General features: G+C 71.1%; 9 protein-coding genes and 1 pseudogene. 6 read left to right on the top strand and 4 right to left on the bottom strand.

Going from position 1 to position 14,155, the window contains the following annotated elements:
- Window positions 1–421: 421 nt before the first annotated feature.
- Entirely contained in the window at window positions 422–1,333 is a 912-nt protein-coding gene (cynR, locus tag E6R60_RS14785) for a transcriptional regulator CynR (RefSeq protein WP_136327005.1), read from the bottom strand.
- A gap of 125 nt (window positions 1,334–1,458) precedes the next feature.
- Between cynR and E6R60_RS14780 the strand changes: the two genes are divergently transcribed.
- Window positions 1,459–2,037 (top strand): carbonic anhydrase, encoded by a 579-nt coding sequence (locus E6R60_RS14780; RefSeq protein ID WP_136327004.1) that lies wholly within the window; start codon window positions 1,459–1,461, stop codon window positions 2,035–2,037.
- Between the two features lie 105 nt (window positions 2,038–2,142).
- Complete coding sequence (gene cynS / locus E6R60_RS14775; protein ID WP_136327003.1) at window positions 2,143–2,613, top strand: cyanase; 471 nt, start codon at window positions 2,143–2,145, stop codon at window positions 2,611–2,613.
- A 511-nt stretch (window positions 2,614–3,124) separates the two neighbouring features.
- On the opposite strand, the gene E6R60_RS14770 is transcribed toward cynS, so the two are convergent.
- On the bottom strand, window positions 3,125–4,876 hold the full coding sequence (locus E6R60_RS14770) for an NACHT domain-containing protein (RefSeq protein WP_168713606.1): 1,752 nt from the start codon (window positions 4,874–4,876) through the stop codon (window positions 3,125–3,127).
- A gap of 696 nt (window positions 4,877–5,572) precedes the next feature.
- On the opposite strand from E6R60_RS14770, the gene E6R60_RS36705 reads away from it, so the two are divergent.
- Entirely contained in the window at window positions 5,573–5,737 is a 165-nt protein-coding gene (locus E6R60_RS36705) for a hypothetical protein (protein WP_168713605.1), read from the top strand.
- A gap of 461 nt (window positions 5,738–6,198) precedes the next feature.
- Here E6R60_RS36705 and E6R60_RS37370 read toward each other — a convergent pair.
- Window positions 6,199–6,303 (bottom strand): annotated as a pseudogene (locus E6R60_RS37370) (DUF389 domain-containing protein); the annotation flags it as partial.
- A gap of 505 nt (window positions 6,304–6,808) precedes the next feature.
- On the opposite strand from E6R60_RS37370, the gene E6R60_RS14760 reads away from it, so the two are divergent.
- The 3 genes from E6R60_RS14760 to E6R60_RS14750 all read left to right on the top strand — a co-directional run bounded on the left by E6R60_RS14760 (window position 6,809) and on the right by E6R60_RS14750 (window position 12,675).
- Window positions 6,809–7,795, top strand: coding sequence for a hypothetical protein (locus E6R60_RS14760; RefSeq protein ID WP_136327001.1), 987 nt, complete (start codon window positions 6,809–6,811; stop codon window positions 7,793–7,795).
- A gap of 93 nt (window positions 7,796–7,888) precedes the next feature.
- Window positions 7,889–9,733 (top strand): HSP90 family protein, encoded by a 1,845-nt coding sequence (locus tag E6R60_RS14755; RefSeq protein WP_136327000.1) that lies wholly within the window; start codon window positions 7,889–7,891, stop codon window positions 9,731–9,733.
- A gap of 2 nt (window positions 9,734–9,735) precedes the next feature.
- Window positions 9,736–12,675, top strand: a complete 2,940-nt coding sequence (locus E6R60_RS14750) for a hypothetical protein (RefSeq protein ID WP_136326999.1) — start codon at window positions 9,736–9,738, stop codon at window positions 12,673–12,675.
- Window positions 12,676–12,854: 179 nt separating this feature from the next.
- Here the strand turns inward: E6R60_RS14750 and E6R60_RS14745 are convergent, their stop codons facing one another.
- Window positions 12,855–14,111, bottom strand: coding sequence for a PQQ-binding-like beta-propeller repeat protein (locus E6R60_RS14745; protein WP_136326998.1), 1,257 nt, complete (start codon window positions 14,109–14,111; stop codon window positions 12,855–12,857).
- Window positions 14,112–14,155 lie beyond the last annotated feature (44 nt).

The raw sequence follows: 14,155 nt of genomic DNA, 5'->3' as shown, positions 1-14,155 counted from the left end.
TGCATCGCACGCCATTGCGTCATACGCCCCCGGAGGACGGCACCGCCACCGGCCCGCCCCCGCCCTCCTCACCCTCCATGCGGCACCCCGCACACGACTGGCACTTCGCCGATCATGGCACACCGCTGTTCTGCCCAGGGGCCGGAGAGGCCGCCACGCTCGTGGTGACGCTAGCGGGGCTTCACCGCGTGGACTCCTTGTGCTGAAAAGCGGAACAGTCGCACGTACCGCCGTACTTCTGCTGGCTGTTTCCGTAGCTGTCGTTGTTCCACGTGTCATGGCCGTAGGAGTGAAGGCAGTGGGTCGTACTGCCCCGGGAGTGCTCAGGCTGTTGGTGCCCGCACGTAGCGCACACCGGGTACACGACCACCGGGCGCAGGATCGATCCGCGGGTGGGTGGGTTCATCGGCTGGTCCGCGGGCTACGGGGCGGGGGTGTAGCCGCGGGTGCGGACGAGGTCGTGGGTGAGGCGGGAGAAGGCGAGGGCGGCGGCGCTTTCGTAGGCGTCCGTGCGTCGCAGGAGGGCGACGGTTCGGGTGGGCAGGGGCGGATCGAGGGGGACCGGCGTGAGGTGGGGATGGTCGTGGGTGACGGCGTCGGGCAGGACAGTCGCGAGGGCGGTGCGCCGGACGATCTCGGTGAGGGCTTGGATGGAGTTGGCCTCGACCGTGATGCGCGGGGTGATCCGGTGGCGGGTGAAGTAGGCGTCGATGTGATGGCGCGTGGCGAAGTCATCACTGAGCAGGGCAAGTTGCCGGTCGGCGAGCTTCCCTACGGCGAGCGGGGCGGTGTGGACGGCGCCGGGGCGGGGGGTGCCGATGACCAGAGTGAGCGCCTCGGTGAACAAGGCGGTGGCCGTGATGCCCGGAAGGTGGGCGTCAGCGAAGGCGATGCCGAGATCGAGGCCGTCGGCGAGCAGGGCCACTTCGATGCGGTCCTGGGTCATCTCCACCAGGGTGAGATCGATGCCGGGGTGGCGGGTGTGCAGCTCGGCGATGAGGGGGCCCATGAGGTAGGCCGTGAACGACGGAGTGACGCCGAGGCGCAGGTGGCCGCGGGAGAGGTCCTGGACGTCGTGGACGGCGCGTTCGGCGGCGGCAAGGTCACGCAGTGCGCGTCGGGCGTGGTCGGTGTAGACGGCGCCGGCGTCGGTGAGTCGCACCGTGCGGCCGGTGCGGTCCAGCAGCTGCACCCCCAGGGTCCGCTCCAGCTGCTTGATCTGCTGGGAGAGGGTGGGCTGGGAGATGTGCAGCGCCTCGGCGGCGCGGGTGAAGTTGCCGTGTTCGGCCACGGCGAGCAGATACCGCAGGTGACGCAGTTCGAGGACAGCCATGGAGCTGACTATAGATGCGGTCGATAGCTCCTATGCCTAATGACTCTTGGACACTATAGGCAAAGGCCATGCATGGTGGATTCCGTCAGCCCTCAGGGGCCGATCACCACTCGAACGGAGTGACTATGCAGGATCTGACCGAGGGCGTCGCCCGCTTCCAGCGGGACGTCTTCCCCGCCAAGGCGGAGCTTTTCGCCCGCCTGGCCACGCATCACACACCCCACACGCTCTTCATCAGCTGCTCGGACGCACGGGTGGTCCCCGAGCTGATCACCTGCACGGAGCCGGGCGACCTGTTCGTCATCCGCACCGCCGGCAACCTGGTGCCCGCCTACACTCCCGGGAGCGACGGGATCGCGGCGAGCATCGAGTACGCCGTCACCGCGCTGGGTGTCGAGGACATCGTCGTCTGCGGTCACTCCGCGTGCGGCGCGATGACCGCACTCGTGGAGGGTCACGACCTCAGCGGCTCACCGGCGATCGCCACCTGGCTGCGGCATGCGGACGCCTCGGTGGCCCGTACCTCCACCGACCGTGACGTTCCAGCCCTGGTACGGCAGAACGTGCTGGCCCAGCTGGCGAACCTGGCAACCCACCCCTCGGTCGCCAGGGCCGTGGCGCAGGGGAAGGTCGCCCTGCACGGCTGGGTCTTCGACATCCTCACCGGCCGCGTCCAGGACCTGACCGCCCCGATCGCGGCCTGACACCTCCGGCTCCCGCCTTCCGACCGAGTAACACCCATCCCCCACCCGCCACTCCGCAGCCCCCTGCTCGTGAAGTGGCCCAGCTGAGAAAAGAACGTACTGATCATGATGCACGCACAGTTCGACTCGACCGCCCGTGAGGCCCTGGCCGCTGAGGCCGTGAAGGCCAAGACCGTCATGAACCTCTCCTGGCAGCAGATCGCTGACGCCTCAGGCCTGTCGGTGGCCTTCACCACCGCCGCAGTCCTCGGCCAGCACCCGCTGCCGGAGAAGTCCGCGAAGGCCGTGGCCGATCTGCTGGGCCTGGACGACGGCGCCGCCATGCTGCTGCAGACCATCCCGCTCCGCGGTTCGATGCCCGGCCGAATCCCGTCCGACCCGACCATGTACCGCTTCTACGAGATGCTCCAGGTGTACGGCACGACCCTCAAGGCCCTGGTCCACGAGCAGTTCGGCGACGGAATCATCTCCGCCATCAACTTCAGGCTCGACGTGAAGAAGGTCGCCGACCCCGAGGGCGGCGAGCGCGCCGTCATCACCCTGGACGGCAAGTACCTGCCGACCAAGCCCTTCTGACCGGCGCCGATACAGCGTCACGCACGGGCGGCGAGGGGGTGGTCCGGACGAGCAGCCCTTCGGGCCGCCCGGCCCCGCCCCACTCCCCCGCGAAGCCACCCGATCGCGAGCGCGAGCGTCATCGTCATCGTCATCGTCATCGTCATCGTCATCGTCAAGGATGGCGAGAAACTCGCTGAGAGCCCGACGTAGCGGCCCCCACGCCGGGCCCGGGCAGGTCGGGCAGATGGGCAGCACACGTCCGTTGTCCGCACCCAGGAAGGATCAGGCGAGCTCTGGGAGCGAGCGGTCCGTGAGGTAGGGCATTCGGGCCGTCCGCGCGCCCGCGCGGCTCGGGATCTCGGAATCCATGAGGAAGCCATGCGGGTGAGGATCCGCCAGGCCGAGGCCGACCACGAAAGCCGGACCGGCTTGCTCACCTCCGCCGAGCGCTGCCAGACCCACAACTCCACATGTCGGGAGCAGAGTTGCAGAGGCCCCGCGAGATCCCGCAAACCCAGGCAGCTCAGAGTCACGGTGCGGGGTGTTCCAGGTCCCTCGGGTAGTGCGGGCTCGGGAGCAGTCCCTTCAAACGCGGCATTGTCTGTTCCAGGGATTCGGCCAGGGTGTGCAATGCGCCGTGCAGGTCGGTGAAGTGGTGGTGCCGGACGGCTTCAAGTGCCACGTGGCATGCGCGCCATGCGGCCGCGGCCCGTCCGTGGCGATGGTGCCTGATGGCCTGTGCATAGAGCAGGTGGGTGTGGGCCCACGCGTCCCGATTGGTGTCGGTGGTGCACTCGGCCCGCTCAGCGGCGTAGGCAGCCGGCGCGAGTTGCCCGCTGAGGGCCAGTTCGGCGGCAAGGTAGGACCAGCCTTGCCCGATCGACGGGCCGGCCGTCCAGTCGGCACCCGAGTTGCCGGTCAGCACATCGGCAGTCCGCAGCAGTTGGTGCGCCTGATCCCAGTCCTTCTGGGCGGCCGCGTGATACGCCTGCACAGTGAGTGCGGCACTGAAGAGCGAAAGCGCGCCCTCGGCGACGGCCGCGTCCCAGGACTCGGACAAGAGTGAGTGGGACATTTCGCTGCCGCAGGCCAGTGCGAGATGAGCGGCGAGCGTCAATGCCTCGCAGCGCGCCAGAGATGCGGGTTCGACGTGGGGCAGGTGCTGGCGGAGCAGGCTCAGGCCGGTGGCGGCCTGACCGCGGGTGGCCCACCAGAACCATAGATCGACGCAGATTCCGAGCTGCGCTTCGCGGTCCGTCGTCAGGCTCGTAGCTTCTGCCTCCAGTAGCGGCCAGTTCTCCTCCACCTTGTCCAGAGCCTGGCGCTGATGGCCTTGGTGCCACAGCTTCCGGGCTTCCGCGGCGATGATCTGAGCTTGCAGTTTCATCCGGCGCAAGGCCTCGCCGTGTTCTCCGCGTTCATGGAGATGACGAAGACCCCACACGCGCGCGGAAGGGGTGAGACGGAAACGCGGTGGCCGCACGGCGCCAGGATCCTCACCGGAGACCAGTACGGAATGCTGGTGCAGCCGGACGACTGCGGCATCCACGTTGAGTTTCGTCGTACTGCTTGTATAGGCGGCCACCGCATGTGCCGTAGCCATGTCGAAGGACGCGGGCAGGACAGCGAGCCGGGCCCATACGGTCCTCTCGTCCTCCTCCAGCAGTCGGGCGCCGGCGCCTTCCGCGCGGTACATCGAGGTGTGACGTTTCGGCAGGCCGGCCAGATCCGGTTCCGTGGCGAGGACGATCGCCAGGGGGTTGTTGTCCAGCGTGGCGCACAAGCTCGCCAGGCCGGCCTCGTCCTCGGCGTGCCAGTTGCCTGGCACTCGGGACCGGTACAGGAGAGGCCCTTCCGCGGAGCCCAGCGGCCCCAGCCGAAGAATCCTTTCCTCTCCCAAGCCGAGCGGCGCGCGAGAGGTGGCGAGCACCCGCACTTGCGGCTGCGACATCAGCAGCTGCTGCAACAGCCGAGCCACAGCCCGGCGGCACGGATCCACATCGTCGACAAGCAGCAGTGTGCGCTCACGCCCCAGCGCCGCGCAGAGTTCCGCCACCGGAGCGTCCGCCGGCAGACCGACCGCCTCGCACAGCCCCTCCCGGACACCGTCGGTACGGCCGGGCTGCCACCACTGCGCGACGATCAGCCGCCCCTGCCCTGACCGGGCGAGCCGCGCCATCGTGTGCGCGGCGAGCGTGCTCTTGCCGATGCCCGCGTGGCCCGTAATCGTCGTCACTCGGCTGCGCAGCAGCATCCGCAGAAGGACGCGCTGTTCCTCCACCCGTCCAATCAGATGTTCCGGTCTGCTCGGCAGCGCAGGTGTTGCTCGGCTATTCATTGGTCCCCGTGTCCAGCTGCAGCGCGCAAGCGCGTGACGTGGAGGGCGAATCGCTTGTGCGGTGTGCCCTAAAGGGCTCGCGTTCCGGTGCCTGCGGCTCGCCCGGTACGAAGGGGCGGAACCTGGCGCACCCCGGCCATCCAACGCCGACGCCCTTCCAGTCCAGCAAAACGAGCCGAATGCCCCACTGGCCCTGCGCCTCCGCAGATCTTCACCCACCCTTCACCCTGCACTCCCATCCGCGGGCGAAGGCCGGCAAAGGGGTCGACTGCCGAGGCGGCCTCACTCTGTCCTGCAAGAGGCGCGCACCGAGCCCAGCCCCGGGGTCCAGTCAGTCAAGACCGCACCGTGCTCACGCACTTCAGTCTCTGTATCCCCACTCATGGGCCGACCGGCCCGAGGGTTGCCAGGGCCGCGGGCCTCGACCCCAGACGCCGCCCCTGAAATCGGCGCGCGCATGATCGCCCGCATATTCGCAGCCGGCCACCACGCCCCCTGGGTAGCGGCTCTCGTCGCTCCGCTTGGGCCGAGGCGACACCCACCTGGTCCTGTGCACAGGATCAGTCACGGTCGACTGCTCGCCGCCCCTCGGCCCACTCCCCCGCCCCGCCTCCCAAAGCGGGCGGCCTCTCCGAGCGCGTGGCCGTCCTCCCGAGCCTCAGTCTCCTCGGCTGCCTCGACTCCACCCTCGCCCAGCAGACGGGACTGCTCACCGTCACTCTCTTCTGTGAGGCCGCAACGGCCAGGCTCTTTCTTGTCGTCGGGACCTCAGGCACGGCCCAGGACGGGGACACCTCGCCGTAGAGAGACGCTATTCCCCGACCTTCCCGGCGGTGATCTGCTGGCCTCGGGTGGTGTCGACCACGAGGGGGACGCCGTCCGGGATCTCCCCTTCGAGGTCGTGGAGAAGGTCCTCGATCGGCCGGAGATCCCCGGGGCTGCGTACATGGACGTACAGAGTCTGGCCTGTGCGTCGACGCTGGTGACGGCTGCTCCCGGGGTGCGTGACAGCCGCCGTTGCGCGCTGCTTCGCGTCCGCGAGGCCCAGGTAGCAGCACGGTGGTGACCGTGTTGGCGGCCAGCGGAAGCAGTACCGCGGGGAACAGCAGGCCGAGCATGACGTACGCGGGGCGAGGCGCGCGCCGGCGTCGATCCCGGGCGTCGAGGGTGTGCCCGAGGGCGGCGAAGACCACCATGCCCGCGAAGACCAGGGCGGAGAGGTGCGACAGGAAGAGCACCAGGGCACCCAGCGCGAGCCACCATGCGGTTTGGCCCGTGCAGACGCCCGTGACGACGAGCGGAGGTACGAGGGAGATCGCGAGGGCGACTCCGGGCAGGACCGCGGCGACGTCCTTGCGGGACAGTGCCACCGCACCGTCGAAGCCGGTCGCGAGGGCGGCGATCAGGTGGCCGCGTCGTAAGCCTTCTCGGCGGGGAGCTTTCAGGGTGTGCGGCACCGCGGACCGCGATGGGATCGGATCGGCAGCATCCCTTGCACCAGAGGGATCAGGGCTGGTTGTCGTGCGGGGTTGCAGCCGAGATCCCGACGGACGGAGGCAGACACCGGTTCACTCGGTAGCCCAAAAGGCCTTCGAGCCATACGTGCCCACGTCGACCGGATCGAGGCCAGCATTCCGCACCCCCGGCAGGCCGGGCAGCGCGCGCTATGCCGACCGGGCCCTCACCGACGGGCCCCTCCGAACCGTCCGGGACCCCGTTCCTCCAGCCCTCCCTCCCCCGGAATCGCCGGGCACTTGCGGGCGGCGCGACCCGCACCGGATTCATGAAGCAACCGTGAATACCCTGTGGAAGTGAGGGCGGGGTGGCCCCTTATGCTGCACCGGACGATCACGCGGGACCAGGGGAGGGCGCGGCATGTTCGGCAAGCTTTTCGGCAGGGGCGGCGAGAGACCGGCGGTGGATCCGCACGCCCTTCCCGTGCCGCGCAGACAGCGGAACGGCATGTACACGCTGCGCGCGCTCGGGGACGCCCGGGTGCTCGCGCTGGTCGAGGCAGCCGGTGCTGGGGACTGGGAGGCGGTCAAGGCGGCGCTGGGGCCCTTCGACCTCGGCACCGACCACCAAGTGCTGGGCGAGCTGGCCGACCTGGACGGTGTGCAGGAGTGGATCGGCCGGGCCGTGGAGCAGGACGAGGAGCACCGGGCGACGGCTCTGCTGATATCCGGGACGCGCCACATCAGCTGGGGCTGGGAAGCGCGCACCAGTGCGCGGGCCGTCAACGTCACTCAGGAGCAGTGGCGGGTCTTTCACGAGCGCCTCGACATCGCCGAGGAGCAACTGTTCCAGGCGGCCGAGCTGCGACCGGACTGGGTCACACCGTGGCGCCGGCTGCTCACCTCGGGCCGCGGCATGTCGTTGGGCAAAACGGTCAACGAGACCCGGCTCGAGGCCGCTCTGCGCCGCGCCCCGCTGGACCTGGAGACCCACATCGAATGGGTTTCGCAGTTGCAGCCTCGCTGGGGCGGTGAACCGGGCGAAGCCATGGCGTTCGCCCGCGAAGCGTTCGCCCGTGCTCCGCGCGGTGACCGGATCGGCTGCGTGATCGCCATGGCGCACATCGAGGACTGGGTCGAGTCGGACGAGGCGACCTGTCTGCGCACTGCCGCGATCCAGGCCGAGTTGCGCAACGCGGCCGACCACAGCATCCTCCACCCCGCCTACGCGCGGCGCCCAGGGTGGCAGCACGACTTCAACGTGTTCGCGATGGCGCTGACGCTCGCGGGTGAACGCCACACGGCCGCGCGCGTCTTCCAGACGCTCGACGGTGCCTACACCGAGTGGCCCTGGACCTATTTCGCGGAACCCGAGAAGCAGTTCGCCCGCCAGCACCGCCGAGCCTGAGCGCCGGACAGGGTCCGCATCCCGGCTTGCGGCCCGGTCCCGGGCCCGCTCCGCCTTCCTGTAACAGCCGCCTCTCCCACACCGGACTGCCCGATGACTCTGCCCGACACCGCCTCGAACCCGGCCGACGCCGACCGCACCTTTCAGGTGGACCTGCGCGGCCTCGTCGATCTCCTCTCGCACCACCTCTACTCCAGCCCGCGCGTCTACCTCCGCGAACTGCTGCAGAACGCGGTGGACGCCCTGACCGCCCGGCAGGGGCTGGAACCGGGCGTCCCCGCCGCCCCCGGCATCCGTCTGTACGCCGACGGTGCGGTCGTACGCGTCGAGGACGACGGCGTCGGTCTCACCGAGGCAGACGTGCACACCTTCCTTGCCACGATCGGCCGGAGCAGCAAGCGCGCCGACCAGATCGCGGAGCAACGCGCCGACTTCATCGGCCAGTTCGGGATCGGCCTGCTGTCCTGCTTCCTGGTCGCGGACGAGATCCTGGTCGTCAGCCGCTCCGCCCGCACCTCCGACGCACCCGTGGTGGAGTGGCGCGGGCGCGGCGACGGCAGTTACAGCGTCCGCACTCTGCCGGTCTCCGCCCGCCCGCGCCCCGGAACCACCGTCACGCTGACACCGCGCGCCGACGCGGGCGAGTGGACCCGTCCGGGGCAGGTGCACGCGCTGGCCCGGCACTTCGGCTCGCTGCTCCGTCACCCGGTGACCTTCGACGACGGCTCCGGCGGCCCGGGCGCCCGGGTCAATCCCGAGCCCGCGCCCTGGCAGGGCGCGTACCCCACGCCGGGCGCCCGTTCCCGGGCGCTGGCCGCCTACGGCGAGACGGTCTTCGGCTTCAAGCCGCTGGACACCATCGATCTGGACCTGCCGGCCGTGGGGCTCAAGGGCATCGCGTGCGTGCTGCCCGAGACGGTGCCGACCGGGCGTCGCCATGGCCACCGAGTGCACGTCAAGGGCATGCTGCTGTCCGAGCAGGCCGAGGAGATTCTGCCCGAGTGGGCGTTCTTCGTCCGCTGCGTGGTCGACGCCGAGAGTCTGCGCCCGACCGCCTCCCGGGAGGCCCTGTACGAGGACGACACCCTCGCGGCCGTCCGCGACGCCCTGGCCGAGCGGCTCCGGGCGTGGATCGCCCGGGCGGCCGCCAGCGATCCCGACCTGCTCGCCCGCTTCCTCCAGGCCCACCACCTGGCCGTGAAGTCGCTCGCGGTGCACGACGACGAGATCCTGCGGATGCTGCTGCCCTGGCTGCCGTTCGAGACCACGGACGGTTCCACCAGCCTCGACGAGTTCGCGCGCACCCACCGCACCGTCCTCGTCACGTCGAGCGTGGAGGAGTTCCGGCAGGTCGCGGCGATCGCTTCCGCCGCCGGACTCGGTGTCGTCAACGGCGGCTACACCTATGACCGTGAACTGGTTCACCGGCTCCCCGAGATCAGGCCCGAGACCAGCGTCGCCGACCTCGACCCGGTGACCCTCACCGCACACCTCGACCCCGTCGAGCGCGAGACGGAACTGGCCGCTGCCTCTTACCTCGCCCGGGCCCGTGACGCCCTCGCCGTCTTCGACTGCGACGTCGCGCTGCGCACCTTCCAGCCCGCCTCCGCCCCCGCCCTCCTCATCGACAGCCGCGAGGCCCGGCACGAACGCACCCGCTCTCAGCTCGCCCGTGAGCAGGAGGGCGGGCTGTGGGGCGACATCCTCGGCGCGCTGCGCCAGGAGGCCCCGCGCGCCCAGCTGATCCTCAACCAGCTGAACCCGCTCGTCCGCACCGCGCTCGCCATCGACGAACCCGAACTGGCCCGCACCAGTGCCGAAGCCCTCTACGGGCAGGCCGCGCTGTTGTCCCGGCGTCCGCTCAGGCCCGCCGAGTCGAGCCTGATCAACCGCTCCTTCCTCGACCTCCTCGCCCACGCCCTCCGCAAGGACAGCTGACGATGCCGACCGCACCCCAGAACACCGACGAGCTGTACCAGGCACTTCACGAGAACCAGCGGCGTCCCTACGGCCGCACGCGCACCGTCACCGCCGAGGAACTCGTCGACGTAGCCGAGCGGTTCGAGGATCCCCTCGCTCTGGTCCGTACCCTCCTCGAACTCCAGGAGGCGTACGCCTACGGCTCCGAGCCGCGCAAGTCGCCCGTCGTCTTCGCCCGGCTGCTCACCCTCTTCGACGAGCAGCCCGACGTCTTCGACGAGCGCCTGCGGCACACGCTGTTCTGGCGTTTCAAGTGGGTCGCCAACGCTCTGCGCGCACTGCCCGAGATACCGCTGGCCAGCCTGGGCCAGTGGCTCAAGGAGATGAAGGACCGGTACGAGAAGGCCGGTCTCGGCCTCCAGCCGTATTACGGGCAGGTGTACCAACTCGCCTCGCACCGCGGTGAGGACACCGCCGTCGCGTACGAGCTGTGGGCGGGCCGCACCCGTACCGCGTACAGCGACTGCGAGGCCTGCGAGATCTGCGAGCGCGCCCTCCATCACCTGGCGGCAGGCGACGACGAGCGCGCGCTGCGCGCCTGGGAACCCGTCCTGGCCGGGCAGGAGTCCTGCCAGGAGGAGCCCGCCCGCTCCTTCTCGCACGCGCTGCTGCCCCTGCTGCGCACCGGCGACACCGACCGGGCCCGCGCAGTGCACCTCGCGGGCTACCGGGGATGCCGCCGCAACGCCTCCATGGCCGGGGAGGTCGGCCGGCACCTGGAGTTCTGCGCGCTCACCGGAAACGAGGCACGCGGCCTGGAACTGCTGGCCGAGAACCGGAACCTGTTCGACGAGGTGGACTCGCCGCTGGACCTGTTCGACTTCCTCACCGGAGTGGACGTTCTCCTGCGGCGCGTCGAGTCCCTCGGCCACGGCGAGCTGCCCGCTGCCGGATACGCGGGCCGCAGCTGGACGGTCACCGGCCTGGGTGCCGAAGTGCGCGGACGCGCCGACGACCTCGCCGCCCGCTTCGACGCCCGCAACGGAACCACGGCCCTCACCGACCGCCGCCGGGCCCGCCTCGACCGTACGCCGCTGCTGGACTCCCTCGAACTGACCCTGCGCACCCGCACCCTGGACGAGGTGGACCCGGCCGCCGCCGCCCCGGTCGCGGCGTCCACCGCCCGCAAGAGCGCCGACCTCCCCGAGGAACTGCCCGCGCTCATCCTGCGGGCCAGGGACCTGCACGAGCAGGGGCACCCCGACGCGCAGCTCTGCTGGGCCCGGCTGCGCAAGCTCGTCGCCGCCCGCGGCTACACCCACCCCGACGACCCGGCCGTGGGCCCTTTCGTACGACTGCGCGCGGACCTGCTGGCCGATGAGGCGGGCCGGGCCGGGGAGAGGGACGACTTCGCCGAGGCCGCCGACCTGCACGAGGAGGCCGCAGGGCTCTACGAGGACGCCGGAGTAACGGGTGAGGCGGTGCTCTCCCATGCCTACGCGGCACTCGCCGTCGCCCAGATCCCCGGGGACGGCGACGACGGGGCCGAGACCAAGGCCGCCGCGCTGACAGCCGCGCACGCGGCAATGGTCCGGCTGCACGAGGGAACGCCCGGACTGGCCCCCCACGTGGAGGCCCGTCTGCTGCGGCTGCGCGCGACCGTGCTCGGCCTGCGCCTGCAGACGTCGGTGAGCGAGGAGCACCGGGCGGCGGCGTTCGCCGAGGTGGAACTGCTGCACGCGTTCGCCGACCGGCACGGCCTCGGCGGGCAGGTGTCCGGTGCCGCGCTGCTCCGGGCCGGCACGCACGGCGTCTCCGGTGACCTGGCGACGGCGGTGACCGAGCTCGACGCCCTCCTTCTCCGGCTGAAGGAGCACGGCCCCGCCTGGCATCTGCCCCGCGCGCTGGGACTGCGTGGCCGCATCAACCTCGGCCGCCAGGACGCGCAGGCGGCGTACGCGGATCTGGCCGAAGGGGTGCGACTGGCCGGCGAGTGGGTGACCGTGGCCGCCGACAGCGGCCGGCTGCACGGTGATCTGGCCGAAGCCTGCATGCACCTGGGCCGCCCCGACGAGGCCCTGCGGCATCTGACGCGCTCGGCGGAGCTGGATCTTCGCCGCGGCAGCCGGACCGAGGCGTTCTGCAGCTACAGCAACGCGGCGCAGCTCAGCCTCGACCTGGGCCGCATCGAGGACTGCATCGCCCTGCTCGACTCCCTCCTGGCGGATCCCGGCGTCGCCGCCGGAGAGCTGGACGACCGGCTCGTCGCGCAGCTGCGCCTGACCCGCGCCCGGGCGCTGCACGCGGGGGCGGATCTGAAGGCCGCCACGGCGGAGTTCGTCGCGCTGGCCGCCGAGTCGGCGGGCTGGGGGGACGACCCGGGCAGCCACGCCATGATCGCCGCCGAGACGGCCGTACTCCTCGGCGAGTCGGGCGAATTCGGCAGGGCCCGTGAGGTGATGGCCCAAGCGATCGCCGCCCACGCCCTCGCCCCGCGCTACGAGCAGCTCAGCAACGCCCTGCGCGAACTCGCCCGTCTCCAGGCCGAGCGGGAGGGCGCCGACGGTCTTGCCGACGCCCTCGCCCACCTCGCCGAGGCCGGCCGGATCGCCGACGAGGCCCGTGCCGCCGCCTTCGAGGCGGGAGGCCGTTCCCTCGACACGGCCCTGGGCTACGAGCACGGGCGGGTCCATGCCTACGCCGGTGAGTACGAGGCCTCCCTGTCCGCCCTGGAGAAGACCCTGGGTGACCTCGGCGAGCCGGATGCCAACCGGGACCGCGCCGCTGAGTGGGCCGAGTGCATGCGTCTCGCGAGTGCGGTGGAGGGCATCTACCTGGAGCGCACCGCGCCGGCCCTCAGCCGTCTGGAATCAGCTCTCTCCCGGCTGAACGCCCTCGGCCACACCGAGGAGGCCGAGCCGCTGGCCTCGCTGGCGGCCCGGTTGCGCGACGATGCCTGAGCCGTACGACCCGGTCGGGGCGACGACGTCGGGAGGATGACGCCGTTCCGCCTGGCCCGCGATCGGGCTCCCCGGTCTCCCGGTTGTCACGTGGTGACCGGCCTCCCGGTCGTCACGTGGTCCTAAGGGCGCGGCCCGGCACGGTGCGTGTGAGCACGGTGCCGGGCCCCGGGTCCGGTCTACGCCTTACCGAAGGCGACCAGTGCGCCGTCGGCCGCCGGGACGAAAAGGCGGGAGCCGGACGTCGCGATGCCGGGCACGACGAAGCCGCGCCAGTCGTCCTCGGCGGGGTTGGGCGACATGGGCGGCGGCTCGGGGTAGCGCCGGTACGTCCACCGTACGGATCCGGTCCGCTCGTCGAGCACGACGAGGCGTCCGTCGCCGTCCTCCACGTACACGTAGCCGCCCGCGACCAGCCGCACGGTGGCCGCCCGCACCTTGCTGGTGTAGGTCCAAGCCGCCTGGTAGGTGCTCGTGCGCAGGGCCCGCACCTCCCCGTGGTGGGCGAGGTACACGCGGCCCGGCCCGAACGCCGGGGTCGCGTCGGCGGGCAGCGTCCGTACGGCCGCACCGGTCTTCTGGTCGTACGCGGTGACCGTCCCGTCGTCGTCGCCGGAGCTGCTGCGCATCCAGGCGGCGCCGGCGCCGAGGGCGACCGGATTGCCGTAGGCGCCCGAGCGGTCGGGCACCTCGAAGTGGTGCAGTGTTGCACCCGTCTTGAGGGCGAGGTGGTGCCAGGCGATGCCGTCGAAGCCGATCCACACCCCGGTGGCATCCACGACGGTCGGCGCCCAGGAGTACTCGGCGAGCGGCGCCGTCCACACCCGGGCCCCCGTGTCGGCGCGCAGCGCGAGGGCGGTGCCGCGGCCGTCCTGGAGGTAGAGCAGACCGTCGTACCAGACGGGCGGGTACTGCATGGACGCCGAGTCCAGCGTCAGCGACCACTTCCGCCGTCCGGTGGCCGGGTCCCACGCGGCGATCGTGCCGCGCGCCGTCTGGGTGTAGAGCAGGCCGCCCCCGTAGGAGACCCCAGCCTGCGGCTCGTTCTGTTCGAGGGAGACCGCCGGCCACAGGTCCTTGCCGGTGGCGGCGTCGAGACCGACGAGCATCATGCGCGGCCCGCCCTCGGTGCCGTCGTCGGCGTTGACGACGGCGTACACCCGGTCGCCGACCGCGACCGGTGCCGAGACGGCCCTCCCGAAGTCCCGTGACCACAACGCGCGGTAGGGCGGCGCCGCCGTCGCCCCGGCGACGAAGCCGTCCGCACGGCTGTCGGCGCGGTAGCCGAGCGTGGCGTCGGTCAGCTCCGCCGCGGTGGCGGCCCGGCCCGGCACGACCGTGGCCGCGCGAGGTGAACCCGCGACGGTCAGGAGCGTGACGGCGGCGAGGCAGACCACGCCGAGTCTGGTCCGTAAACGGTGTGTTGATGCGTTCAAGGAATACCCCCCTGTACGGAAGTCACCCGGTCGGACGACCACGC

This window comes from Streptomyces sp. A0642, assembly GCF_004795105.1.
Lineage (GTDB): Bacteria > Actinomycetota > Actinomycetes > Streptomycetales > Streptomycetaceae > Streptomyces.
The sequence above is the reverse complement of the archived record's forward strand: the minus strand, read 5'-3'. Positions and strand labels throughout refer to the sequence as shown.

What these genes read in the sequence shown, in the direction of transcription:
- cynR (WP_136327005.1), bottom strand. Translation starts at nt 1,333, where the DNA reads ATGGCTGTCCTCGAACTGCGTCACCTGCGGTATCTGCTCGCCGTGGCC.
- E6R60_RS14780 (WP_136327004.1), top strand. Translation starts at nt 1,459, where the DNA reads ATGCAGGATCTGACCGAGGGCGTCGCCCGCTTCCAGCGGGACGTCTTC.
- cynS (WP_136327003.1), top strand. Translation starts at nt 2,143, where the DNA reads ATGATGCACGCACAGTTCGACTCGACCGCCCGTGAGGCCCTGGCCGCT.
- E6R60_RS14760 (WP_136327001.1), top strand. Translation starts at nt 6,809, where the DNA reads ATGTTCGGCAAGCTTTTCGGCAGGGGCGGCGAGAGACCGGCGGTGGAT.
- E6R60_RS14755 (WP_136327000.1), top strand. Translation starts at nt 7,889, where the DNA reads ATGACTCTGCCCGACACCGCCTCGAACCCGGCCGACGCCGACCGCACC.
- E6R60_RS14750 (WP_136326999.1), top strand. Translation starts at nt 9,736, where the DNA reads ATGCCGACCGCACCCCAGAACACCGACGAGCTGTACCAGGCACTTCAC.